The sequence below is a fragment of the Stenotrophomonas maltophilia group sp. Smal17 genome (assembly GCF_030237045.1).
Taxonomy (GTDB): Bacteria; Pseudomonadota; Gammaproteobacteria; order Xanthomonadales; family Xanthomonadaceae; genus Stenotrophomonas; species Stenotrophomonas forensis.
This window is the reverse complement of the sequence record NZ_JASJSU010000061.1, coordinates 1-24,034: the sequence shown is the minus strand read 5'-3', so window position 1 is coordinate 24,034 and position 24,034 is coordinate 1. Positions and strand designations below refer to the sequence as shown.

The window sequence follows — 24,034 nt, the reverse complement described above, 5'->3', positions numbered from 1 at the left end:
ACCCACAGGAAACCAGCTTTCAGCGACCCACTCACCCCACCACGGAGGGGCTCCGCCGTTCGCCGACTCCCGCCGAAGGCGCGCTTCCCGCCGAAGAAATAATTTTCAGAAGACGTGTCGATTCCCATCGCCCTGGTTCGTTGTACCCAGTGAAGGGCACGCACCACGCGTCCCCACGGGAGACCGCAATGAAAGTGATGGTGATCGTGAAGGCCAACGCCGACTCCGAAGCCGGCCGCATGCCCAGCCAGCAGGAGCTGTCCGAAATGGGCGCCTTCAACGAACAACTGGTGGCCGCCGGCATCATGCTGGCCGGTGAAGGCCTGCACGCCACCCAGCGTGGTCGTCGCATTCACTTCGGTGGCACGGCACCCACGGTCGAGGCCGGTCCATTCGGTCCCGCCAGCGAACAGATCGCCGGGTTCTGGCTGTGGGACGTGCGCTCGCTGGACGAGGCCGTCGAGTGGGCCAGCCGTGCGCCGTTCGGCAGCGGTGGCACGCTGGAACTGCGCCCCCTGATCTCCGCCGAAGACTTCGGTGAAGCCTTCACCCCCGACTTACAGCAGCAGGAACAGCGTCTGCGTGCACAGCTGGAAGGCTGACCCGACTCATCCACGCCGGGCGCGGCCTGGCAACACCCTGTATCAATCAACGGAGCAATGCCATGAGACTGATTCCCTTCCTCGGCTTCAGCGGCCAGGCCCACGATGCGATGGCGTTCTATGCCAAGGCACTCGGTGGCCAGGTCACTTCGGAGATGAAGTACCGCGACATGCCGCCATCCGATGGCTCGCCGGGTTGCAACGAGATGCCGCCGGAAACCCTGGACCACGTCGCGCACAGCCAGCTGGAGATCGGCAACGCCATCGTGATGGCGGCCGACGGCCCCGGCGGTGGCGAGGGTGGCTCGACCACCATCAATGTCGACGTCGACAGCATCGAAGAAGCCGAGCGTGTGTTCGCCGCGCTGGCCGAAGGTGGCCAGGTGCAGATGCCGATTGCCGAAACGTTCTGGGCGCATCGCTGGGGCATGCTGATCGACCGCTACGGCAAGCCGTGGATGGTCAACTGCATGAAGCAGCCCTGATCCGTCTCACTTTCATCCACAAGGAGCTTTACCGATGAGTGCACCGCAACCACAGATGATCTTCGTCAACCTGCCCGTGCAGGACCTGCAGGCGTCCAAGGCCTTCTTCGCCGCGTTGGGCTACAGCTTCAACCCGACCTTCACCAATGACGATGCGGCCTGCATGGTGATCAGCGAGAGCATCTTCGTGATGCTGCTGACGCAGCCGTTCTTCAAGCAGTTCACCAACAAGGCGATTGCCGATGCGCACAGTCACACCGAGGTGATCACCTGCCTGTCGGCCGACAGCCGCACGGCGGTGGACGCGATGGTGGACAAGGCACTCGCGGCCGGCGCCAGTGAACCGCAGCCGGCACGTGACTATGGCTTCATGTACCAGCGCGGTTTCCAGGACCTGGATGGCCATCTCTGGGAAATCGCGCACATGGACGGCGAGCCGGGCTGACGGCCGCCGCAGGGAGAACCCTCATGGCTTACGTGGATGCTTACGTGCTGCCGTGCCCGCAGGACAGGGTGGCGGCCTACCGCCGCCTTGCCCGCAAGGCCGGTGCGGTGTGGAAGGAGCATGGCGCGCTGCAGTACATGGAATGCGTGGCCGACGATGTGGAACCGGGCAAGAGCACCTCGTTCCCGCGTGCGGTCAAGGCCAAACCCGGTGAAACGGTGATCGTGGCCTTCGTGGTGTTCCGCTCTCGGGCGGCGCGCGACCGCATCAACGCAAAGGTGATGGCCGACCCGAGGCTGGCGTCGCTGGGCCCGAAGGACATGCCGTTCGATACCCGGCGCATGTTCTGGGGCGGCTTCAGGCCCATCGTTGAAGCGTGAGCCACGGCGCTTGTGCGCGCCGGGCGTGCGTGCTGTGATCGCTGCATGCCTGATCCCGCACTGACGCAGCGCTTTGAAACCCTCTGGCGGATGGAGTCGCCGGTGTTGATCGCGCGCCTGGCGCGGTTGCTCGGGGGCGATGTGGGTCGCGCCGAGGAGCTGGCCCAGGACACCTGGCTGGCCGCGCTGGAGCGCTGGCCGGAGCAGGGCATCCCGGACAACCCCGGAGCCTGGCTGATGACCACTGCGCGCAACCGTGCCATCGATGTGCTGCGCCAGCACCAGCGGGTGGCGCAGCAGCATGCGCAGTGGGGCGAGGAACTGCATCCGGCGGCGCTTCCGGCACCGGATGACAGCCAGGCGCTGGAAGATGACCTGGGTGACGATCTGCTGCGGCTGATGTTCGTGGCCTGCCATCCGGTGCTGCCCGCCGATGCGCGGGTGGCGCTGACCCTGCGCCTGCTCGGCGGCCTGACCACCACCGAGATCGCCCGCGGCTTCCTGCAGCCGGAACCGACCATCGCCCAGCGCATCGTGCGCGCCAAGCGCACCCTGGCGCAGAAGCAGGTGCCCTACGAGGTGCCGCGCGCGGAGGCGATGCCTGAGCGCTTGGCCTCGGTGCTGGAGGCGATCTATCTGGTGTTCAACGAAGGCTATGCGGCCAGTGCCGGTGATGACTGGATGCGCCCGGCACTGTGCGAGGAAGCGCTGCGGCTGGCGCGCATCCTGGCGCACCGGTTGCCGGTGCCGCCGGTGCTGGGCCTGCTGGCGTTGATGGAACTGCAGGCCTCGCGCGCGGCCGCGCGGACCGATGCGCAGGGCGCCCCCGTGCTGCTGGACCTGCAGAACCGCGCACGCTGGGACTGGCTGCAGATCGAGCGCGGCCAGCAGGCACTGGCCCGCGCACTGGCGGCCAATGGCGGCCAGGACCCGTACGTGCTGCAGGCGCGCATCGCGGCCTGCCATGCCGCCGCACGCCGCGCCGAAGATACCGACTGGACGCGCATTGCCACACTGTATGCACAGTTGCTGCAGGTCATGCCGTCGCCGGTCGTGGCCCTCAACCGGGTGGTGGCGGTGTCGCGCAGCGACGGCGCGTTTGCGGCCTGGGCGCTGTTGCAACCTTTGCTGGCCGATGCGCGGTTGCAGGGCTATGCGCCCTTGCAGGTGGTGCGTGGTGACCTGCTGCAGCAGCTGGGCCGGGCCGATGACGCGCGCGCGGCCTTCGCCGCCGCCGCCGCGCTGACCGGCAACGCCCGCGAGCGCGAGCTGCTGCTGTTGCGCGCCCAGCGATCGGGGTCAGCGCTCTCTTCCGACAGGAACGGGATCTGACCCCATGCATGGCGTGGCGTGTCGACCAAGGTCGACACCTACCAAAGGCGGGGCGCAGCGCTGCCGAATCCCATTACACTCCAGAGAGATTTCCCTGCTGGAGAGAGCAATGAAACGAGTAGTACTGGGCGTGCTGGCCCTGTCGGTGTCGAGCGCACTGATGGCGGCCACGCCGAAATTCGATGGCGCGCGGATCTCCGCCGACGTCAAGGAACTGGCCTCCGACGCCTACGAGGGCCGCTCGCCGGCCACTGCCGGCGAAGAGAAGACCGTCGCCTACCTCAGCAAGCAGTTCGCCGATGCCGGCCTGCAGCCCGGCGGCGACCTCAAGGACGGCAAGCGCCTGTGGACCCAGGCCGTGCCGCTGCGCAAGGGCGACATCGTCGGCGCACCGCAGCTGGCCCTGCACCAGGGCAGCAAGACCCTGCCGTTGGAACAGGGCAAGCAGATCGCCGTGCGTGCCGCGATGAATGGCGCCAGCAACGTTGATATCAGCAAGGCGCCACTGGTGTTCCTTGGCTATGGCGTGAAGGCCCCGGAGCGCAACTGGGACGACTTCAAGGGCGTCGACCTGAAGGGCAAGATCGCCGTGGTGCTGATCAACGACCCGGACTTCGAGACCGGGCAGGGTGATTTCGACGGCAAGGGCATGACCTATTACGGCCGTTGGACCTACAAGTACGAGGAAGGCGCACGCCAGGGCGCGCTGGGCGTGCTGATCGTGCACGAGACTGCGCCGGCCTCGTATGGCTGGGCCACCGTGGCCGGGTCCAACACCAACACCATGTTCGACGTGGTGCGCGACAACCCGGCCGAGAGCCATCCGCTGCTGGAAGGCTGGATCCAGCGCGACCTGGCCGTGGAGCTGTTCCGCTCGGCCGGGCAGGACTTCGACGCGCTGAAGAAGAAGGCGCAGCAGCGCGACTTCACCCCGGTGCCGCTGACCGGCGCCAGCCTGGATGCGAAGTACGCGGTGAAGACCGAAGTGATCACCTCGCACAATGTGGCCGCGCGCCTGGAAGGCAGCCGCCATCCGGACGAGACGATCATCTACAGCGCGCACTGGGACCACATCGGTGTGGGCGAGCCGGATGCGCGCGGTGACCGCATCTTCAACGGTGCGCTGGACAATGCCAGCGGTACCGCCTCGCTGGTCGAGCTGGCGCGCGGCTTCGCCAAGGCCAAGCGCCCGCAGCGTTCGGTGCTGTTCCTGGCGGTCACCGCCGAGGAGAAGGGCCTGCTGGGTTCGGAGTACTACGCCACCCATCCGCTGTACCCGCTGGAAAAGACCGTGGCGGTGATCAACATGGACGGCATGGCGCCGTTCGGCCCGTCGCGTGATTTCGGCATCTACGGTGCGGCGCGCTTCGAGCTGCTGGACCAGCTGAAGGACGTGGCCAAGGGCTGGGACATCCGCTACACCCCGGACCCGAAGCCGGAAGCAGGCCTGTTCTTCCGTTCCGATCACTTCCCGTTCGCCAAGCGCGGCGTGCCGGCGCTGTCGTGGTCGGCCGGCCAGGACTGGGTGGACGGCGGCGTGGCCGCGGGCAAGAAGGCCTCGGAAGACTACACCGCCAAGCGCTACCACCAGCAGGGCGACGAATGGCAGCCGGACTGGGTGTTCGCCGGTGCTGCCCGCGACCTGGAAGTGCTGTACACCCTGGGCGACCAGCTGGCCAACTCGCGCAGCTGGCCGAACTGGAGCAAGGATGAGTCGTTCCGCGCCGTGCGTGACGCCAGCGCCGACCAGCGCAAGTAAGGGAGGGCGCCGGGTTCGCCCGGCGCCTCCCGGGTCGTGCCGGCCGCTGGCCGGCAACCTTGTGATGCTTGCGGAGGTCATGGGGAGCCGGCCAGCGGCCGGCTCTACCAGAACGGCTTCCATCCCCGCTTTCAGGCCCTTCGTCGCAGCCCGCTTGTTTGCCCGGCAGGCCGCCCTATGCTCGGCTCACCCCCTTCCTCCAAGGCGCCGCCGTGTTCGCCAGCCTCTCCCTCATCCTTCGTCACCTGCTCGCCTGGGCCGCGGCACTGTTCGTGGCCGGCATGGTCTGGAGCGGCATTTTCAGCGGCATGAACGACGGCCCCGGTTGGGTGTTCGGGCTGCTGGTGATGTTCCTGATGATCTCCGCGCTGGGCAGTGCGGTGACCCATGTGCGGCGGGTCTGGCTGGTGGCCGGCCGCCTCGATGGCGCCACCCTGTCGGGGCGCCAGCGCCGGCAGATCGAACTGCCGATGGATGCCGGCCATGCGTTCGCGGTGGTCGAGGCGGCCGTGGGCGAGCTGCCGCGGGTGGAAGAGGTGGAAAGCTCGGCAGGCAGCCTGCAGGTGCGCGCCTATGTGCGCCGCGTCGATCTGTGGAACGGCCGCCAGCCGTCGCGCTGGAACCTGCCGGCGCGGCTGGCGATCAAGCGCAACAGCGTGCTGGCCACGGTCACCCCGGGCCAGGGCACCAGCACCGTCACCCTGCTGTTCGAGCCCGATGCCGGTTGGTGGGCCGACCTGCTGGCACTGGATGAGGGCAGCAACTACGAAAATGCCGAAGCGGTTACCCGCGCGATCAGCCGGCGGGTTGCCGACCAGCGCCGCGACGAGCAGGCCGCCGCCGAACAGACCCAGGTCGAGAAGGAATTGTCGGTAGCGCGCTTGAACCTGCTGCACGCGCAGGTCGAACCGCATTTCCTCTACAACTCGCTGGCCAATGCCCAGGTGCTGACCCGCACCGACCCGGCGCGTGCCGAACAGATGCTCGGCCACCTGATCCAGTACCTGCGCAGTTCGCTGCCGCAGGTGGATGAATCGGTATCCACGCTGGGCGTGGAGCTGGAACGCACCCGCGCCTATCTGGAAATCCTGCGCATCCGCATGGGGGCACGCTTGTCGGTGGAGGTGCAGGTGCCCACTGAACTGCATGGCGTGCACCTGCCGGCGATGGCGCTGCAGACGCTGGTGGAGAACGCCATCAAGCACGGGCTGGAACCGAAGCCCGGCGGTGGCACGATCTGGATCCTGGCGCGCGGCTTCGACGACCATGTCACCGTGACCGTGGCCGACGATGGCCTTGGCTTCGGCCAGGGCACCAGCGGCACCGGCATCGGACTGAAGAACCTGCGCGAGCGCCTGCGCCTGACCTGCGGTGAGCAGGCCGGCGTGGCGATCGTCGCCAATTTCCCCAGCGGCGTCGCCGCGACCATGACCCTGCCGCAGTCGGGCAAGGAGCGCAGCCATGCCGCTTGAAGCACTGATCGCCGAAGACGAGGAACTGCTGCGGCAATCGCTGGTGGAGCAGCTGGGCCGCCTGTGGCCGGAGCTGAAGCTGGTGGCCGAGTGCGAGGACGGTGCCACGGCGCTGGAGCAGCTGGCCGAGAAGCAGCCGGACATCGCCTTCCTCGACATCCGCATGCCCGGCATCAGTGGCATCGAAGTGGCGCGCGCGCTGTCCGAACTCAGCCCGCGTACCCAGGTGGTGTTCGTGACCGCCTACGATCAGTACGCCATCGACGCCTTCGAGCAGGGCGCGATGGATTACCTGCTGAAGCCGGTCAGCGACGAGCGGCTGCTGGCGACCCGCGAGCGCATCCTGTCGCGGCTGCCATCGACGCGGCAGGACGATGCCGTGCTGGAGCGCCTGCTGCAGCGATTGGGCCCATCGCAGGCAGGCGCGGAGCGTCCGCCACTGGCCTGGATCACCGCCAGCAATGGCCGCGAGACGCAGCTGATCATGCTCGAGGACGTGGCCTACTTCCGCGCCGACAACAAGTACACCACCGTGGTCACCGCCGCTGGCGAAAGCCTGCTGCGCACGCCGTTGCGCGAGCTGCTGGAAGTGCTCGATCCACAGCATTTCCGCCAGATCCACCGCTCCACCATCGTCAACATGAAAGCGGTGGCAGCGGTGAGCCGCGACGATACCGGGCGCGGCGTGCTGCGCTTGCGCCAGCGAGCGGAAACCCTGGTGGTCAGCCAACCGTTCATGAGCCTGTTCCGCGGCATGTAACCACACCCTGGAGGCACCATGCGCCTGTTCCTGCTTGCCTGCGTCGCTGCGCTGTCACTGGGCGGCTGCGAGAAATCCAGCACCACCTCGATCACCCGTACCCAGGCCAACGGCGTGGACACGCTGTACAGCAAGGGCACCGTGGTCGAGGGTCAAGCGCGGTTCCAGTGCATCGCCAGCCGCAGCGGCCAGTGCCACTATGTGGTGCTGGACCCGGCCTGCAGCACCGATGCGGCCTGCGCCAAGCCGCCGCTGCGCCGGTTCGCGGTGGCGGTGGGCAAGACCGAAGCGATGCGCGACCTGCCCAAGGGCTTCCGCCAGTGCGTCAGCCAGGACCCGATAGAACAATGCCACCGTGAGTGATCACGGTGGCATTGTGGGTCCCCCCGCTTTCCAGAAGGGTCAGTAGGCTGGCTGCAGCGTCAGGTCGTGGTGATGCTCGTTCTCGCCCACATGGTTGAGGCGTCCGACCAGTTCGGAGTGCTGCTTCATGCGCCCGATCTCGGTCATGATGCGGATGTCCTCATGGCGCAGCTCGCGCCTGGCGGTGACCGCCTGCTTGTAGTCCAGCACTTCCGGATAGTGCTCGGCCAGGTCCAGTGCCTCGGCCACGTGCTCGACACTGTCGGCCTTGGAACTGATGCGGGCGCGGCTGTTGAAGGCCTTCATCCAGCGCTCGAAGCCGGCCGTGCGGTCGAACATGTTGGCCATGAACCAGATCACGAACAGGATCGAGATCCACGAGCCGAACACCACGACCACGCGGGTGAAGGTGATGTGGTAATCGTCGCGCCACAGGTAGTTGGTGATCAGGCCGAGGATCAGCAGCGAGGCCGCCTGCCAGCCGACGATCGAGGCAATCAGCCACTGGCACTTGGCCTGGGCCAGCACAGCCACTTCATCGCGGATCTGCTGCTCGCTGAGGCTGCGCCAGTGCGCAACCTGTTTTTCGAACGGGCTGCTGTAGAGCTCGTTGTCGCGAAGCAGTAGTCCCAAACCCTTGAACAAAGCAATCATGGCTGGCTCCTTGTGGAACGTGCGTCGATCAGCATTGGACGGTGTGGCGGGTTCAGTTCTAGCACTTCCAGCGAGCCGTGCAATGGGCGAAATGCCAAGCGCGGTAAGGGTTTTGTCTGAATGGGTGAATGTTGCTGCATTGCAGCATCGCAGTCACAGCCTGCGACAGGATGTCGCAGGGTGAAACGTGCTGCAGCCGCACATGAAACCGCGGCTGAGTACGCAGAGCGGCCATCGGCGCGGTGATCGCCCGGAATCGGGCCCGACCGCGCAACCCGGCGGGTGGATGCCGACCCCGGCCAGCCTCCGGCAACGCGGGTATGCACCGTAGACCCACGCCCTGCGAGCAGGGGCGTTACCCGGCTGACTTCAACCCACGCAACAGCATCTCCAGCGCGGCCGTCGCCTGCGCCAGGCGCGCATCGCCATCCTCGCCTTCGGCAATCCAGAACGCCGCCTCGGCCAGGCTGCCGTAGATCAACGACGCCAGCGCCTGCGCATCCACCGGCGTCGCCACGCCCTGGGCGATCAACTGTTCGATCAGGCGCTGCATTGACTGCACGCAGTGCCGCTGCGATTCCGGCGAGGCGCCGCCCAGCACCGCGCGCGCGTCGCGCAGCACGATGCGTTGGATTTCCGGCTCCAGCGCCATCTCCAGGTAGGCGCGGCAGCGCTGCACGAAGCCGTCCCAGGCGTCGTCGGCACTGTCGCTGATCGCCTGCAGGCGCCGATCGGTCTCGGCATCGAGCTGGCCGACCACCGCCGCCAGCAGGCCTTTCTTGTCGCCGAAGTGGTGATAGAGCGCACCCCGGGTCAGCCCGGCCTGCGCGGTCAGGTCATCCATCGAGGTGGCGGCATAGCCGTGCTCGCTGAACACACGGCGGGCGGTGGCCAGCAGGCTGGCGCGGGTTTCTTCCATCTCGGCGCGGGTGCGGCGGACCATCCAGAGCTCCTTACATACGCAGTGTATGATTATTTACATACGGATCGTATGAATGTAGCCTCTTATTCATACGCCCTGTATGTATTGTCGTGGCGCCCCGCGCGCCAGGCAAGCCGCCGCTCTGGAGATCCTGATGGCCACCCCTTATCGCGACCTGTTCGCTGCGCCCGGCACGGCCGGGCTTGCCCTGGCCGGGTTGCTGGCCCGCCTGCCGCTGCCGATGACCGGCATCGGCATCATCACCCTGCTGTCGCAGCTGCGCGGCAGCTATGCGCTGGCCGGTGCGGTGTCGGCCACCTTCGTGCTGACCTACGCGTTGCTGTCGCCGCAGGTGTCGCGCTGGGTCGACCGGTACGGCCAGGCACGGGTGCTGCCGTGGGCCGCCGCGGCCAGCGCGACCGGCCTGCTGTTGCTGCTGGCCTGCACCGTGATGGCGGCGCCGGACGGGATGCTGTTCGGCGCGGCGATGCTGGCCGGCTGCATGCCCAGCGTGTCGGCGATGGTGCGCGCGCGCTGGACCGCGATCCATCGCGGGCGCCCGGCGTTGCAGACCGCGTACTCGCTGGAGACGGTATTCGACGAGGTCACTTTCATCGCCGGGCCACCGCTGTCGGTGGGGCTGGCGGTGGCGGTGTGGCCGCAGGCCGGCGTGCTGGTGGCGGCCCTGCTGCTGGTGGTGGGCGTGGCTGCGCTGGTGCTGCAACGGGGCACCGAGCCGCCGCTGCAATCGCGCGAAGAAGCCGGGCTGCCTTCGCGTTCTCTGCTGCGGCAGGCGGAGATACGCCTGCTGGCGTTGCTGATGCTGGCGATGGGCGTGATTGTCGGCACCGTCGATATCACCAGCGTGGCGTTCGCCGAGCAGCGCGGGCAGCCGCTGGCAGCCAGTGCGGTGCTCTCGGCCTATGCGCTGGGCAGTTGCGCGGCCGGCCTGCTGTTCGGTGCGTTGAAGCTGCAGGTGCCCATGCCGCAGCTGTTGCTGCTGGGGGCAGCGGCGACCGCCCTGACCACGCTGCCACTGCCGTGGGCCGGCACGCTGCCAGCGCTGGCGGCGGCGGTGCTGCTGGCCGGGCTGTTCTTCGCGCCCACCATGATCGTGGCGATGTCGCTGGTCGAACAGCGCGTGCCCGCATCGCGGCTTACCGAAGGCATGACCTGGCTGCTGGCCGGATTGAACATCGGCGTTGCGCTGGGCGCGGCGCTGTCCGGGTACAGCGTCGATGCCGGTGGCGTGCGCAGCGGCTTCGTGATCGCGCTGGTGGCGGGCGCCGTGGTGCTGCTGGTCGCGCTGTCTGCCTGCCGTGCGCTGCGCAGGCCTGTTCCCTCTCTCTGCGCTGAAGGAGTCGCCCCGTGAGTGCTGCTTCGCCTGCGCATGCCGTGCCCCCTGTGCGCCATCCATGGTGGGCCGTCAGCGCGGTTGGCCTGGCCACGTTCTCGGTGGTCACCACCGAGATGCTGCCGGTCGGCCTGCTGACCCCGATTGCCGAAGCGCTCGGCGCGTCCACCGGTACCGCCGGCCTGATGATCTCGCTGCCGGCCCTGCTGGCGGCGCTGTTCGCACCGCTGGTGGTGATCGCTGCCGGTGGCATCGATCGTCGCCGCATCCTGTGTGCACTGCTCGGCCTGCTGACAGTGGCCAACATCGCCTCCGCGCTGGCGCCCAGCATCAGCTGGCTGCTGGCCGCGCGCGTACTGGTCGGGTTCTGCATGGGCGGCATCTGGGCCATCGCCGGTGGATTGGCTGCACGGCTGGTGCCCGCGCATCGCGTCGGCCTGGCCACCTCGATCATCTTCGGCGGCGTGGCCGCGGCGTCGGTGCTGGGCGTGCCGCTCGGTGCACTGATCGGCGACGCGCTGGGCTGGCGCTGTGCGTTCGCGGCGATGGCGCTGTTCAGTGCGGCGATACTGCTGCTGCAGCCTGCGGTGCTTCCCGCGTTGCCGGTGGCGAGGTCAATTCGGCCGATGCAGTTCGTGCAGCAGCTCGGCCATCGCGGCCTGCGCCAGGGCCTGTGGCTGACCCTGCTGCTGGTGGCCGGGCACTTCATCGCGTTTACCTATGTGCGTCCGCTGTTGACGCACGTATCGGGTGTGCAGGCGTCGTGGATCGGCGGACTGCTGTTTGCCTATGGCCTGGCCGGCATCGTCGGCAATTTCGTTGCCGGGCCACTGGCCGCACGCCATCCGCGCGGTACGCTGCTGGCCATCGCCTCGGGCCTGCTGCTGACGCCGCCGCTGTTGCTGTGGATGGGCGGCACGCCAGCGGGAGGCATCACGGTGCTGCTGCTGTGGGGACTGGCCTACGGCGGTGTGTCGGTCGGCCTGATGGGCTGGATGATGAAGGCGGTGCCGCAGGCGGTTGAAATTGCTACCGCGCTGTACGTGGGTGTGTTCAACATCGGCATCGCGCTGGGGGCGTGGGCCGGAGGCAGGCTGCTGGACAGCACCGGGCTGCACGCCAATCTGTGGGCTGCGGCGGTGTTGGCTGCGAGCGCTCTGCTGATGGTTGCCACTACCCGCAGGTAGATTCACACCGTGGGTGGATTCCTGCCCCGTGCCGACCAAGGTCGGCACCCACCAGAGCGAGGCCGGAAAATGAAACGGGCGCCCTGCGGCGCCCGTTCCGGTTACATCACCACACCTTGACCCGCTTGTCCGGGGCCAGGTACAGCTTCTGGCCTTCCTTCACTTCGAACGCCGGGTACCAGGCGTCGATGTTGCGCACGGTCAGTGCGCGGAACTGGCCCGGTGCATGCACGTCGGTCAGCAGCGAATTGCGCAGCGCCTGCTCGCGGCTCTTGCTGCGCCACGCCTGGGCGAAGCCGAGGAAGAAGCGCTGGTCCGGAGTGAAGCCCTCCAGGGTCTGGCCGGGCTTGCCCTGCAGTGACAGCTGGTAGGCGTCGTAGGCAGTGCCCAGGCCGGCCACGTCGGCAATGTTCTCGCCCAGGGTCAGCTTGCCGTTCACGTGCACGCCCGGGAACGGTTCGTAGCTGCTGAACTGCGCGGCCAGCGCGTCACCGGCGGCATTGAACTGCTTGAGGTCCTCGGCGGTCCACCAGTTGTGCAGCTTGCCGGTTTCATCGAACAGCGCACCGGCGTTGTCGAAGCCATGGCTGATCTCGTGGCCGATCACCGCACCGATCGCGCCGTAGTTCACGGCGTCGTCGGCCGCTCCGTCGAAGAACGGCGGCTGCAGGATGGCGGCCGGGAACACCAGGCGGTTTTCCAGCGGCACGTTCATCGCGTTGATGGTCTGCGGCAGCATCGCCCACTCGCTGTGGTCGACCGCCTTGCCAAGCTTGGCGATGTTGCGCTGGTACTCGAACAGCTCTGCGCGCTGTGCATTGCCCAGCGCGTCATCGCGGCGGATCTCCAGCCCGGTGTAGTCGCGCCACTTCTCCGGATAGCCCATGCCCACGGTCAGGCCGGCGACCTTGGCCTTGGCGTGTGCCTTGGTCTGCGGCGACATCCACGACAGTGCGTCGATGCGCTTGGCGAAGGCGGCGATGATGTTCTTCGCCATCTCGTCCGCACGTTCCTTGGTTTTGGCGTTGAAGTGCTTTTCGACGTAACGCTTGCCGATGGCTTCGCCGACCGCATGGTTGGCGTCATCCACGGCCCGCTTCCAGCGGTCGCTCTGCTGCGGCGTGCCGCTCAGCGCGGTGCCATGGAAAGCGAAACGGGCGTCGGCGAACTTCTTCGGCAGATAGGCGGCGGCGCGGTCAAGCGCGTGGAAGGCGAGGTAGTCCTTCCACGCGTCCAGCGGTTCGGTGGCCACCAGCTTTGACAGGCCGGCGACGGCCTTGGGCTGCCACACGATGAAGTCCTGCTGGTTGCCGAGTGCAGCCGCATCGAGGAAGGCGTTCCAGTCCATGCCCGGGGCCTTGGCGTTGAAGTCAGCCTGGGTCCAGGGGTTGGCGCCCTTGGTCACGTCGTTGGTTTCTTCCTGGGTGGCATGCGCCTGCGCGATCTTGGTCTCCAGCGCGAGGATACGCTGCGCCTTGCCGGCCGGGTCGGCGGCGCCGGCCAGCTGCAGCATCTGCGCGATGTAGGCCTGGTACTGCTTGCGCAGTTCGGCCATGCGGCCGCCGCCCAGGTAGAAGTCACGGTCGGGCATGCCCAGGCCGCCTTGCACCAGATAAGGGGCGGTGCGGTCCGGCTGCAGCATGTCCACCGACACCCAGAGGCCGAACAGGCGGTCGGTATAGAAGTTGGTGGCGTTGAGCAGGTCGACGTCGGCGCGCATGTCGCCGCCCAGGGCGCGGGCCAGCCCGGCCTTGTCGGCGATCGCATCGATGGCCTTCAGCTGCGGCTGCACCGGCGCGATGCCGTGCTGCTCGATGGCGGCTTCGTCCATGTAGGCGGCGTAGTAGTCGCCGATCAGCTTGTCGTCGCCGCTGGCCTGGGCGTTGCCGGCGGCGCCTTCGAGGATGGCGCGGGTGTCGGCCAGGGTCTTCTCGGCGATGACGTTGAAGCTGCCGAAGCGCGAACGGTCGGCCGGAATCTCGGTGTTCTTCACCCACGTACCGTTGGCGAAGCCGAAGAAATCGTCGCCGGCGGCGATGCTGCGGTCCATGCCGCTGGCATCGAAGCCGAAGCTGCCCAGCATCGGCTTGGCTGCGGCAGGCGCCGCATCGGCCGGCGCAGCGGTGCCGGCGGCCGGATCGGCCGGGCGGTCGCAGGCGGCCAGGGACAGGCTGGCGATGATGGCCAGTGCCAGGGTAGGACGGCGCAGCTTGGACATGGACTTCTCTTGCAGCGGAAAACCCCAAGTCTAATCCGCTCCGGCCCGCCTGGCCGTCCCGTTGTGCCGCCTGTCCTGTGCAGGATCTGGCTGAACGCGCCGATGCGATCTTCACGCCGTCATCGGGGTGGTGCATGCTGGTCCCGGGAGCCCTGCGCGGTCACGGGGAGGTGGCCATGCGGGGTTGGGTCAGGCGTCAAGAATGGCGTCCGCCGGCCGTTGAGGTCGGGGACGTGGAGGATTCGTTCGCGCATGAAGCCAGCCGACTGCACAAGGAAGATCGACCGATGCCCGCACTGAAGCGGGCGTTGGCCCGGCCACTGCGCGCCATCACCTGGGGCGGCGTGCTGCTGGGCGTGCTGCTGGTGGCGGGCCTGGCCACCATGCTGGTCAACGACCACCAGCGCCGGCTGGAGGCCGCGCAACGCCAGAGCCGCGCGTTGGCGGTGGGCAGTGAACGCCTGCTGGCGCTGGAGCTGCGCAACCTGGAGCGGGCGATGTCCGGCATCGCCGCCGATGCCGTGGAGCTGTTCCGCAGCGTGCCGGTGCAGGCACCGGCGTTGCTGGACGCTGCCATCGGTGGCGTGCTGCGGCGCCATGCCGAACTGCACAGCATCGTCGTGCTCGATAGCTACGGCCGAGCGCTGACCGCCGGCCAGGGCGACCTGCAGCTGCCGCTGTGGACCGACCCGCAGCGCCGTGGCCAGGGTAGCGCGCTGTACATCGGCCCGCCGCAGCGGGCCGGCGATGGCGGCTGGGTGGTACCGCTGGCGCTGCCGATGGCCGGCGACCGCTGGTTGCTGGCACGGCTGCGCTGTGGCGAACTGCAGCGCATCGTCGGTGGCCTCGATGTCGGCCCCAATGGACTGGTCTCGATCAGCGACGCCGACGGCTACATGCTGGCCCGCGTGCCGGACCCGCATGGCACGGTCGGCCGCCGCTACGACCTGCCGCGCCGCGACCTGCTCGGCAAGCAGGCGGTGGTCGAGCTGGGCAGCCTGCCGGGCGCGGTCGATGGCGTGCCGCGCATCATCACCATCAGTACGCTGGAACGCAGCCCGCTGGCGGTGCAGGTCGGGCTGGCCGACGAGGACGTGCTGGCGCCATGGTGGCCCTACCTGCAGGCCTCGGTGGCGATCGTGCTGGCCTACATCGCGGTATTGCTGGCGCTGCTGTATGCCGTGCGCCGCAGCACCCGCCGCCAGCAGTCGATGGCCGAGGAATTGAAAGCCGGCCATGCCGAACTGCGCCTGGCGCACCAGGTCGGGCGCGTCTGCACGTGGTACGTGGACGAGGATGCCGCACTGCTGCGCTGGTCACCGCTGGCGCGCGAGATCTTCGGCGTGCAGACCGATGCCTTGCCGGTCGCCGATTTCTTCGCGCGCGTGCACCGCGACGATGTCGCGCGCCTGCAGCAGGCCTTCGACCAGGCCTTCGCCGGTGGCGCGGTGCTCGACCAGGTGTTCCGCCTGGTGCTGCCCGGTGGCGAGGTGCGCTGGGTGGGCGCGCGCGGGCAGCGGGTGGAGGTGGACGACAGCGAGCGGCGCATGATTGGTGCGCTGACCGACCTGAGCGAACGCTACCAGGCACGCGAGCAGATGAGCGAGGTGGAACGCCGCTTCCGCCTGCTGTTCGACCGCAACCCTGCGCCGTTCTGGGTGTTCGACCCGGACACGCTGCGCTTCATCGAGGTCAACGATGCCGCGGTGCGCCAGTACGGCTACAGCCGCGATGAATTCCTGGCGATGAGCATTCTCGACATCCGCCCGCGCGAAGGTTGGGACGAGGTGAAAGGGGCCATCGCCAAGGCCCGCGTCGGCGAACTGCAGGACGCTACCGTGCGCCTGCACCGGCGCAAGGACGGCAGCGTGTTCGAAGTCCGCACGCACCTGTCCAAGCTGGACTTCGATGGCCAGCCGGCGTGCCTGGTGCTGGCCGAGGATGTCAGCGAACGGCTGGCCTACGAGCGCGACCTGGCCTACCAGGCGCGGCACAACCCGGCTACCGGCCTGCTCAACGTACGCGCGCTGACCGGACAGCTGGACGAGCAGGACGCGGGCTACACCATCGCCTTCGTGCAGTTGCGTGGCCTGCAGCTGGTGGCCGATACGCTGGGCCGCGAGATCGGCGATGCGGTGCTGCAGTCGATGGCGACGCGGCTGGGTGGGCTGGGCGCGCGCTGCGGCACGCTGGCGTTCCAGCCAGCGGAGGACTTCGTGTTCGCCATCGGTACCGGCCACGATACCCAGCGCGTGCTGGATGATCTGCTGCAGATCGTGTCGGCGCCGATGCGGGGCAAGGATTCGCTGCACCAGTTCGAGCCACGCATCGGCGTGGCCGTGCATGTGCCCGGTGACGGCTACTCCGCCGAGCAGGTGATCGGCATGGCCGCGCAGGCGGCCCATGCAGCGCGTGCGGAAGGCAACGTGGTGGTGTGGTTCGATGCGGCGGTGACCACGCGGCTGGCCGACCGCCTGCGCCTGGCCGGGCGCATCCATGCCGCCATCGACAACGAATTCCAGCTGTACTTCCAGCCGATCCGGCATGCCGGCGATGGCAGCCCGGCCGCGCTGGAGGCCCTGCTGCGCTGGCCGCAGGCCGATGGCAGCTTCATTCCGCCCAACGAGTTCATCCAGCTGTGCGAGGAGACCGGGCTGATCCTGGCGCTGGGCCGCTGGGTGATCCGCGCGGCGGCGAAGGCGCAGCGCCGGCTGGTCGAGGCCGGCTGGGGCGAGTTGCCGATCGCGGTGAATGTCTCGGCCGTGCAGTTCTTCAACAGTGACCTGGTGGCCGAGTTCACCCGCGCCCAGCAGGAGTTCGGGCTGGCCCGCGGTGCGCTGCACGTGGAGCTGACCGAGAGCAGCCTGATGCGCAAGCCGGCGCAGGCGATGCAGACCATGCAGCGCCTGCACGAGCAGGGCATCAGCGTGTCGCTGGATGACTTCGGCACCGGTTACTCCAGCATGTCCTACCTGCAGCACCTGCCGCTGGACATCCTGAAGATCGACCGCAGCTTCGTGGCGGACGTGGAAACCAACCCGCGCAATGCGTCGATCTGCCGCGCACTGCTGTCACTGGGCCACAGCATGGGGCTGACCATCATCGCCGAAGGCGTGGAGACGCCGGGGCAGCTGGACTGGCTGGCCGCGCACGGCTGCGACCAGGTGCAGGGCTACCTGCTGGGTCGGCCGGCGCCGCTGGAGCAGATCATCGATGCGCTGGATGAAGTGGCGGCCTGAGCGGCTTTCGCATCTGCCGGCCAGCGGCCGGCACGACCCGACCGGTAGTGCCGGCCGCTGGCCGGCAAACGCCAGACTCGGCTACACCCCGGCCTCCACCAGGTGGTCGATGAAGCTGCGTACCTTCGGTGCCAGGTGGCTGCGGCTGGTGTAGACCGCGAAAATACCGATCGGCGAGGCCTCCCACTCCGGCAGCACGCGCACCAGGCGGCCATCGGCCAGCGCGTCTTCCAGCAGGAAATCCGGCTGCAGGATCACGCCCATGCCGGCGATCGCCGCTTCGCGCAGCACGTCGCCGTTGTTGGCGTGCAGCAGGCTGCTTACCGCCACCTTCACTTCGCCGCCGGGCCCCTGCAGCGGCCAGTGATCGCCAGCGGCCCAGTAGCTGTAGCTCAGGCACGCGTGTGCCGCCAGATCCTGCGGGGTCTGCGGTGTGCCACGCGCCGCCAGGTACGAGGGTGCGGCACACAGGCTTACCCGCGATTGGCCCAGGCGGCGCGCGATCAGCGTCGGCCCGGGCTCGCGGGTGATGCGGATGGCCACGTCGTAGCCTTCCTCGACCATGTCCACCAGCCGGTCGGACAGGGCCAGGTCCAGCTCCACCTGCGGGAAGCGTTCGCGGTAGCTGGCCAGCAAGGGCCCGAGGCGGGCGATGCCCCAGCTGACCGGTGCGTTGATGCGCAGCGTGCCCGATGGTTCCAGCGCCTGCGCGCCGATGCTGGCTTCCAGCGCATCGAATTCGGCCAGTAGGCGCACGCACTGGGCGTAATAGGCCGCGCCGGCACTGGTCGGGCTGACCCGGCGCGTGGTGCGGTGGAGCAGGCGGGTGGACAGGCGCTTCTCCAGCGCGGCGACCTGGCGGGTCACCCCGGCGGTGGACAGGTCCAGCGCCTGCGCGGCGGCACTGAAGCCATTGCGCTCGACCACGGCCACGAACACGCGCATCGCCTCAAGGGTGTCCATTGTTGCGCCTTTTGAAATAAATACGGTCAAACGATCGTATTTATCAGTCCGTGAAGGCGCAATAACCTGTGCCTACTCCCTTCAAGGTGCTTTCCGATGCACACCACGACCGCTCCTGTTTCGCCGCTGGCCCCGTACGGCGCCACCCTGCTGCGCCTGGCCCTGGGCGTGCTGTTCCTGGTCCATGCGCTGACCAAGCTGCTGGTGTTCACCCCGGCCGGTACGGCGGCGTTCTTTGAGTCGCTGGGCCTGCCCGGCGTGCTCGGTTACCTCACCATCGGCGTCGAACTGGTGATCACTGCCGCGCTGCTGCTGGGCATCTACGCGCGCTGGGTCGGCCTGGTCGGCGTGCCGCTGCTGCTGGGCACCATCGTCACCGTGCACGGCGCCAATGGCTTCGGTTTCGCCAATGCCGGCGGCGGCTGGGAATACCCGGCGTTCTGGGCGCTGGCGCTGGTGGTGCTGTTCCTGGTCGGCGATGGCAAGTGGACCCTGCGTTCGCGCTGATCGCCGCCTGACCCTGCAACTGGAGAATTCCATGTCCCGCCTGCCTTCGTTGTACATCTCGCATGGTTCGCCGATGACTGCCCTGCATCCGGGCCAGGTCGGCGTGCGCCTGGCCGAGCTGGCGCAGGACCTGCCGACGCCGCGCGCCATCGTGATGGCCTCGGCGCACTGGCTGGGCCGGCAGCCGCTGGTCGGTGCGCATCCGCAGCCGCCTACGATCCACGACTTCGGTGGCTTCCCGCGCGCGTTGTTTGAACTGCAGTACCCGGCGCCGGGTGATCCGTCCCTGGCCGAAGAGGTGGCCGACCGCATCGCCGCCGCCGGCCTGCCGGTGGCCCTCGACCCGCAGCGCGGCCTCGATCACGGCGCGTGGGTGCCGCTGCGGCTGCTGCGCCCGCAGGCCGACATCCCGGTGGTGCCGGTGTCGATCCAGCCGCTGCTCGGCCCCGAGCACCAGTTTGCGCTGGGCCGCGCGCTGGCGCCGCTGCGCGAGCAGGGCGTGCTGCTGGTCGGCTCGGGCAGCATCACCCACAACCTGCACGACTGGGGCGACTACCAGGACGGCAAGGAAGCGCCGTACGTGCGGCCCTTCATCGAGTGGGTCGAGCAGCGCCTGGCCGCCGATGATCGCCAGGCCCTGTTCGATTACCGCCGGCAGGCGCCATTTGCCGAGCGCGCGCACCCGACCGACGAGCACCTGTTGCCGTTGTTCTTCGCGATGGGCGCGGCGGGCGAGGGCGGCTTCGGTGCCCAGCGCATCGATGCTGGTATCGATGCCGGTTTCCTGGCCATGGACCTGTACCGCTTCGACGGGGCATGAGCCAGGGCTGACGCGCGGCGGCCGCGTTGGTCGCGACTGCGGCGGCGTGTGGTAGTTTTTCCCGGGTTTCCGGCGCTGGCTCCCGAGCCTCCCCGCGCGCCGCTTCCTGGAAGAAGCATGCATACCATTGAAGTCGTCCTGGCGATGCTGGTGGCCGTTGTCGCCAGCGGCTACCTGGTTCGTGTCCTGCCGTTCTCGTTGCCGCTGCCACTGGTGCAGATCGGCTTGGGCGCGGTGATCGCCGGGGTGTTCAACCGCGGCCACGCGCTGGAGCCGGAAGTGTTCTTCCTGCTGTTCCTGCCGCCGCTGCTGTTCCTCGATGGCTGGCGCATTCCCAAGCAGGGCCTGTTCCGCGACAAGGGCGCGATCCTCGAACTGGCGTTCGGCCTGGTGGTGTTCACCGTCATCGGCGCCGGGTTCCTGATCCACTGGCTGATCCCGGTGATGCCGCTGGCGGTGTGCTTCGCGCTCGCGGCGATCGTGTCGCCCACCGATCCGGTGGCGGTCGGTGCGATCGCCTCCAAGGCGCCGATCCCCAAGCGCCTGATGCACATCCTGGAAGGCGAGTCGCTGCTCAACGATGCGTCCGGCCTGGTCTGCTTCCGCTTCGCGGTGGCGGCGGTGATGACCGGCACGTTCTCGCTGGCCACCGCCTCGCTGACCTTCGTGTGGGTGGCGGTGGCCGGCCTGGCGGTGGGCGTGGCGGTCACCCTGGGCGTATCGACCTTCCAGCGCTGGCTGTGGCGCCGCTTCGGCGAGGAGCCGGGCGCGGCAATGCTGGTCAACCTGCTGATCCCCTTCGCCGCCTACCTGCTGGCCGAAGAAATCCATGCGTCGGGCATCCTCGCCGCGGTTGCCGCCGGTATCGCGATGAGCTACGTGGAGCTGACCGGCCGCGTCTCCGGCAGCATGCGCGTGCAGCGTGCCGGGGTCTGGAACATGCTGCAGTTCAGCTTCAACGGCATCATGTTCGTGCTGCTGGGCGAGCAGCTGCCGGGCATCGTCGAGCGCGCCACCACCACCATGAACGAGAGCGGCCACCAGAGCGCATGGTGGCTGCTGGTGTACGTGGTGGTGATCAACCTGGCCCTGGTCGTGCTGCGCCTGCTGTGGGTGTGGCTGTCGCTGCGCTGGAACCTGCTGCGCGCACGGCGCCGCGGCCTGGAGCGGGGCGAGGCGCCGAACTGGCGCATCGTGGTCGCGACCTCGGTGGCCGGCGTGCGCGGTGCGATCACCCTGGCCGGTGTGCTGACCCTGCCGCTGTTCCTGCCCGATGGCAGCGCGTTCCCGGCCCGCGACCTGGTGATCTTCCTGGCCGCGTCGGTGATCCTGTTCTCGCTGCTCGGCGCCAGCATCGCGCTGCCGCAGCTGTTGAAGGGCCTGCAGCTGCCGGCCGATTCGGGCGAACGCAAGGAAGAGGACCTGGCACGCCGGCTGTCGTCGAAGGCGGCGCTGGCCGGGGTCGAACGCATGCGCCAGCAGATGGTGATGAACCAGAACACCGAGAACGTGCAGCTGTACAACGACGCCGCTTCGCGGGTGAGCCTGCTGTACCAGCGGCACCTGGAAAAGGACAGTGACGGCCCCGACGTGGACCCGGACAAGGTGCGCCGCATGGAACAGGGCTATCGCCAGCTGCGCAGCGCCGGCCTCAATGCCGAGCGCGAGGAACTGTTCCGGCTGACCCGGCGCGGGGTGATCTCCGACGAAATCTCGCGGCGCCTGATCCGCAACCTGGACCTGCTGGAATCGCGCAAGCGCGAATGACCCTGAAATGTAGAGTCGAGCCATGCTCGACTGCTCTTCTGGTGCAAAGAGCAGTCGAGCATGGCTCGACTCTACAAGATCCGGTTACTCCGGCTTCGTTTCCAGGAAATACACCTCGACCTTGCCCTTGACCTTGATGGTCATCGGGTTGCCGCGGCGGTCGCGGGCCTTGCCGGCCTGCACGCGGATCCAGCCTTCGCTGACCGAGTATTCCTCGACGTTGTCGCGCTCGACGTCGTTGAAACGCACGCCCACGCCGCGCTCCAGCGCCTGCGCATCATGGAAGGGGCTGGCCGGATTGATCGCCAGGTGGTCGGGAGGGGTATCGCTCATCGCTTCATTCACAGTGACGGCCACCACGGCCGGCTTCAGCGGCACAGGATAAACCGTAGAATGCCGGCCTGCCCCAGAGGAAGTTCCGCCATGCCCGACAACAGCGACTATTTCGACTTCGAGGAAGACATCCACGACTTCGACGAGGAGGGCTTCGAGGCGCGGGTCTGGAACCTGCTGGTGCTGATCAACCCGGGCGATGAGGAGCTGGCGCTGCAGCAGTTCAACCGCTGGCGCGAGCACCTGGCCGAGGACGGCCAGCCGCTGGAAGCAGACAGCGACTGGCTGCCGGCGCTGTTCAGCGCCATCGCCTGGCAGTCCGGCTTCGAGGTCGAGCGGGACGATCTGGAATCGTTGCAGTCGGCAGTGAACGAGCTGTCGGCGCGCTTCAACCTGCAGCTGGACTGGGGTGGCGATCTGGACGACGAGGACTTCGCCGAAGGCCTGGACGGCGTGCAGCTGATGTCCACCGCCTTCGACCGCCTGCGCGAGCACAACTACACCCTGTGGAGCGTGGATGCCGGCAGCGACGGCTTCAGCGGCGTGATGGCGCTGACCCGTGACGATGACGCGATGCTGGCGCTGTGCTCACTGCTGAACGTAGAAATCCGGCTGGGCAGCGACCCGTTCTGAGCGGGGGAGGTGGGTGCGGAGCCCGCCTATGGGTGGATGCCAACCTTGGTCGGCATGCCCTGTGCCTGAATGTGCGGACCAAGGTCCGCACCCACCACAGGAAGTGATAGCCCCACCCTGCACAGCAAGCGGTAGCCACCAACGGCTGCCTATGGCCGGTACTGCGCCCTTGCGTTGGCGATCACCGCCTTGACCAGCTCTCGGTCGGCATGCCGGGAAATGGCCCGTGCACCGAGCGCGATTGCCTGCGCGCGCAGCTCTGCAGTGACATCGTAGTGTGCGCCGCTGGCCTTGTTCTGGAAGGCCCGCGGTGGAATGCCGAGCTGCGCCGCCATCGCGTGCAGCTCGGCCAGGGTGTCGGCCATCAGGTGCGCCCAGCGCTGACCGCGCCAGGGATGCACCGCGTCATCGACGTAGACCGTCACCGCCGCGGCCGGTTCAGGCCTGCGGCTTGCTGTCGCTGTCAGCGGCCGGGGTCGCTTCGGCGGCGGCTTCTTCGGCCACTTCGCCGTCGACGGCTGCCTCTTCCTCGCCCTCGGCGGCTTCGACGCCCTCGAACTCGGCGACCAGCTTGTCCAGGTACTCGTCAGCGGTCTGGCCGGACTCTTCGGCCAGGGTGTCCAGCAGCTTCTGCAGCAGCTCGGAGTATTCCAGGCTGACCTTGCGGCCTTCCTTCTCCTGCACGTTGGCCAGGTGCTTGAGCATGGCCAGCATCGGCACCGGGTTCTCGGCGTTGCCCATGGTCTGGCCGCCGATGGCCAGCAGCCACTCGCGGCCCTGCAGGCCGATGGCGGCGACCACCTGGCCGTCTTCGCTGGTCAGCACGGCGTGGTTCTGCACCTGCTGCTGGGCGTTCAGACGGAGGAAAGGGCGCTTGCCCTGCTGCTTCTTGCGCTTGTCGCGCTTGGCCTTGGAGTTCTGGGACATGAGGTGGGGTCACCTGGAGACGGAAAGACCGCCATTGTAGCGGGTGCGCCGGGTGATGCCCCTGGTGGGTGCGGACCAAGGTCCGCACCCACAGTTTATTCTGCTTGCCCCTGCACAGATTGTTCTGCCGGCCCCTGCGCGGCCTGCACGTCCGGGTCGGCGCTGGGCGCCGACAGCCCCACCTGCGGGCCGGCCCCGGCCAGCGCGGCCGCTTCGGCCGCCTGGGTCATCACCACGATGCTGATGCGGCGGTTGATCGGGTTCTGCGGGTCGGCCTTGTCGAACAGCACCGACGAGGACAGGCCAACCACGCGGGTGATCTTGCTGTCCTCCAGGCCACCGTCAATCAGCGCGCGCCGCGCGGCGTTGGCGCGGTCGGCGCTCAGTTCCCAGTTGCCGTAGCCGCGGGCGGCCGAATAGGCGGTGATGTCGGTATGCCCGGTCAGGCTGATCCGGTTCGGCACGTGGTTCAGGTACTCGGCCAGCTCGTGCAGGATCTGCTGCGTGTACGGCTTCAGCGTGGCGCTGCCGAGATCGAACATCGGCCGGTTCTGCTTGTCCACGATCTGGATGCGCAGGCCTTCCGGGGTCAGGTCCAGCAGCAGCTGGTCCTTGAACGGCTCCAGCGCCTGGCTCCTGCTGATCGCTTCCTGCAGCTCCTTCATCAGCTGCTCGAGCTGCTGCTTGTCGCGCTGCTGCTGGTCCACCGGCTGCGGCACCGCCTCCTTCTGGTTCTGGAAGGGGTCGTTGCTGTTGCCGCGGGAGACGTCGGTGGCGCCGCCGAGCTTGATCATCGAGGTGCTGGCACCGCCCGGGCCGGCCATGCCGGGGGCGGGGGTGGCGCTCTTGCCGCTGAGCGGGCTGGGGTTGCGGAAATACTCGGAAATGGCGGCCCGTTCCGGCTTGCTGGTG

At 68.1% G+C, this 24,034-nt stretch carries 24 protein-coding genes; 16 read left to right on the top strand and 8 right to left on the bottom strand.

Going from position 1 to position 24,034, the window contains the following annotated elements; translation table 11 throughout:
• Positions 1 to 188 precede the first annotated feature (188 nt).
• The 9 genes from QRO93_RS15105 to QRO93_RS15065 all read left to right on the top strand — a co-directional run bounded on the left by QRO93_RS15105 (position 189) and on the right by QRO93_RS15065 (position 7,598).
• Positions 189 to 602, top strand: coding sequence for a YciI family protein (locus QRO93_RS15105; RefSeq protein ID WP_053511527.1), 414 nt, complete (start codon positions 189 to 191; stop codon positions 600 to 602).
• A gap of 62 nt (positions 603 to 664) precedes the next feature.
• A complete protein-coding gene (locus QRO93_RS15100) occupies positions 665 to 1,087 on the top strand; it encodes a VOC family protein (RefSeq protein ID WP_008266068.1) in 423 nt (140 codons plus the stop codon).
• 34 nt (positions 1,088 to 1,121) lie between these two features.
• Positions 1,122 to 1,532, top strand: a complete 411-nt coding sequence (locus QRO93_RS15095) for a VOC family protein (RefSeq protein WP_180880827.1) — start codon at positions 1,122 to 1,124, stop codon at positions 1,530 to 1,532.
• A gap of 23 nt (positions 1,533 to 1,555) precedes the next feature.
• Positions 1,556 to 1,912, top strand: a complete 357-nt coding sequence (locus tag QRO93_RS15090) for a DUF1428 domain-containing protein (protein WP_180880828.1) — start codon at positions 1,556 to 1,558, stop codon at positions 1,910 to 1,912.
• 45 nt (positions 1,913 to 1,957) lie between these two features.
• Complete coding sequence (locus tag QRO93_RS15085) at positions 1,958 to 3,244, top strand: RNA polymerase sigma factor (RefSeq protein WP_180880830.1); 1,287 nt, start codon at positions 1,958 to 1,960, stop codon at positions 3,242 to 3,244.
• 109 nt (positions 3,245 to 3,353) lie between these two features.
• Positions 3,354 to 5,003 (top strand): M28 family metallopeptidase, encoded by a 1,650-nt coding sequence (locus QRO93_RS15080; protein WP_164086205.1) that lies wholly within the window; start codon positions 3,354 to 3,356, stop codon positions 5,001 to 5,003.
• A 212-nt stretch (positions 5,004 to 5,215) separates the two neighbouring features.
• Entirely contained in the window at positions 5,216 to 6,475 is a 1,260-nt protein-coding gene (locus QRO93_RS15075; protein WP_053448654.1) for a sensor histidine kinase, read from the top strand.
• A complete protein-coding gene (locus QRO93_RS15070) occupies positions 6,465 to 7,235 on the top strand; it encodes a LytTR family DNA-binding domain-containing protein (protein ID WP_008265994.1) in 771 nt (256 codons plus the stop codon). Before QRO93_RS15075 ends, QRO93_RS15070 begins: the two co-directional genes overlap by 11 nt.
• An 18-nt stretch (positions 7,236 to 7,253) precedes the next feature.
• Positions 7,254 to 7,598, top strand: a complete 345-nt coding sequence (locus QRO93_RS15065; RefSeq protein WP_049456350.1) for a hypothetical protein — start codon at positions 7,254 to 7,256, stop codon at positions 7,596 to 7,598.
• Positions 7,599 to 7,637: 39 nt separating this feature from the next.
• Here QRO93_RS15065 and QRO93_RS15060 read toward each other — a convergent pair whose 3' ends face one another.
• Both QRO93_RS15060 and QRO93_RS15055 read right to left on the bottom strand, forming a co-directional pair.
• Complete coding sequence (locus QRO93_RS15060) at positions 7,638 to 8,252, bottom strand: hypothetical protein (RefSeq protein WP_004153965.1); 615 nt, start codon at positions 8,250 to 8,252, stop codon at positions 7,638 to 7,640.
• Positions 8,253 to 8,607: 355 nt separating this feature from the next.
• Positions 8,608 to 9,195 (bottom strand): TetR/AcrR family transcriptional regulator, encoded by a 588-nt coding sequence (locus QRO93_RS15055; RefSeq protein ID WP_180880832.1) that lies wholly within the window; start codon positions 9,193 to 9,195, stop codon positions 8,608 to 8,610.
• 133 nt (positions 9,196 to 9,328) lie between these two features.
• Between QRO93_RS15055 and QRO93_RS15050 the strand changes: the two genes are divergently transcribed.
• Together QRO93_RS15050 and QRO93_RS15045 are read left to right on the top strand one after the other, a co-directional pair.
• Positions 9,329 to 10,546, top strand: a complete 1,218-nt coding sequence (locus QRO93_RS15050) for an MFS transporter (RefSeq protein WP_180880834.1) — start codon at positions 9,329 to 9,331, stop codon at positions 10,544 to 10,546.
• Positions 10,543 to 11,715 (top strand): MFS transporter, encoded by a 1,173-nt coding sequence (locus QRO93_RS15045; RefSeq protein ID WP_180880836.1) that lies wholly within the window; start codon positions 10,543 to 10,545, stop codon positions 11,713 to 11,715. The genes QRO93_RS15050 and QRO93_RS15045 overlap by 4 nt, the downstream gene beginning before the upstream one ends.
• Positions 11,716 to 11,821: 106 nt before the next feature.
• Here QRO93_RS15045 and QRO93_RS15040 read toward each other — a convergent pair whose 3' ends face one another.
• Positions 11,822 to 13,933 (bottom strand): M13 family metallopeptidase, encoded by a 2,112-nt coding sequence (locus tag QRO93_RS15040; protein ID WP_180880838.1) that lies wholly within the window; start codon positions 13,931 to 13,933, stop codon positions 11,822 to 11,824.
• A 176-nt stretch (positions 13,934 to 14,109) separates the two neighbouring features.
• On the opposite strand from QRO93_RS15040, the gene QRO93_RS15035 reads away from it, so the two are divergent.
• Positions 14,110 to 17,172, top strand: a complete 3,063-nt coding sequence (locus tag QRO93_RS15035) for an EAL domain-containing protein (protein ID WP_180880840.1) — start codon at positions 14,110 to 14,112, stop codon at positions 17,170 to 17,172.
• Between the two features lie 81 nt (positions 17,173 to 17,253).
• On the opposite strand, the gene QRO93_RS15030 is transcribed toward QRO93_RS15035, so the two are convergent.
• A complete protein-coding gene (locus QRO93_RS15030) occupies positions 17,254 to 18,135 on the bottom strand; it encodes a LysR family transcriptional regulator (RefSeq protein ID WP_053448660.1) in 882 nt (293 codons plus the stop codon).
• Positions 18,136 to 18,231: 96 nt separating this feature from the next.
• On the opposite strand from QRO93_RS15030, the gene QRO93_RS15025 reads away from it, so the two are divergent.
• The 3 genes from QRO93_RS15025 to QRO93_RS15015 all read left to right on the top strand — a co-directional run bounded on the left by QRO93_RS15025 (position 18,232) and on the right by QRO93_RS15015 (position 21,229).
• Positions 18,232 to 18,642, top strand: coding sequence for a DoxX family protein (locus QRO93_RS15025; protein WP_032128753.1), 411 nt, complete (start codon positions 18,232 to 18,234; stop codon positions 18,640 to 18,642).
• Positions 18,643 to 18,673: 31 nt separating this feature from the next.
• Entirely contained in the window at positions 18,674 to 19,462 is a 789-nt protein-coding gene (locus tag QRO93_RS15020; protein WP_180880842.1) for a dioxygenase, read from the top strand.
• A 117-nt stretch (positions 19,463 to 19,579) separates the two neighbouring features.
• Positions 19,580 to 21,229, top strand: coding sequence for a Na+/H+ antiporter (locus QRO93_RS15015; protein ID WP_008267158.1), 1,650 nt, complete (start codon positions 19,580 to 19,582; stop codon positions 21,227 to 21,229).
• An 84-nt stretch (positions 21,230 to 21,313) separates the two neighbouring features.
• Here QRO93_RS15015 and QRO93_RS15010 read toward each other — a convergent pair whose 3' ends face one another.
• On the bottom strand, positions 21,314 to 21,562 hold the full coding sequence (locus QRO93_RS15010) for a DUF3297 family protein (RefSeq protein ID WP_049456360.1): 249 nt from the start codon (positions 21,560 to 21,562) through the stop codon (positions 21,314 to 21,316).
• Positions 21,563 to 21,652: 90 nt separating this feature from the next.
• On the opposite strand from QRO93_RS15010, the gene QRO93_RS15005 reads away from it, so the two are divergent.
• Entirely contained in the window at positions 21,653 to 22,195 is a 543-nt protein-coding gene (locus QRO93_RS15005; RefSeq protein WP_164086213.1) for a hypothetical protein, read from the top strand.
• Between the two features lie 149 nt (positions 22,196 to 22,344).
• Here the strand turns inward: QRO93_RS15005 and QRO93_RS15000 are convergent, their stop codons facing one another.
• The 3 genes from QRO93_RS15000 to motB form a co-directional block, all read right to left on the bottom strand.
• Positions 22,345 to 22,620 (bottom strand): DUF4031 domain-containing protein, encoded by a 276-nt coding sequence (locus QRO93_RS15000; protein WP_004153991.1) that lies wholly within the window; start codon positions 22,618 to 22,620, stop codon positions 22,345 to 22,347.
• A gap of 13 nt (positions 22,621 to 22,633) precedes the next feature.
• Positions 22,634 to 23,122: a hypothetical protein gene (locus QRO93_RS14995; RefSeq protein ID WP_180880967.1), complete on the bottom strand. Its 489-nt coding sequence runs from the start codon at positions 23,120 to 23,122 to the stop codon at positions 22,634 to 22,636.
• A gap of 95 nt (positions 23,123 to 23,217) precedes the next feature.
• The coding region (gene motB / locus QRO93_RS14990; RefSeq protein WP_285304276.1) for a flagellar motor protein MotB at positions 23,218 to 24,034 on the bottom strand (817 nt) is incomplete at its 5' end.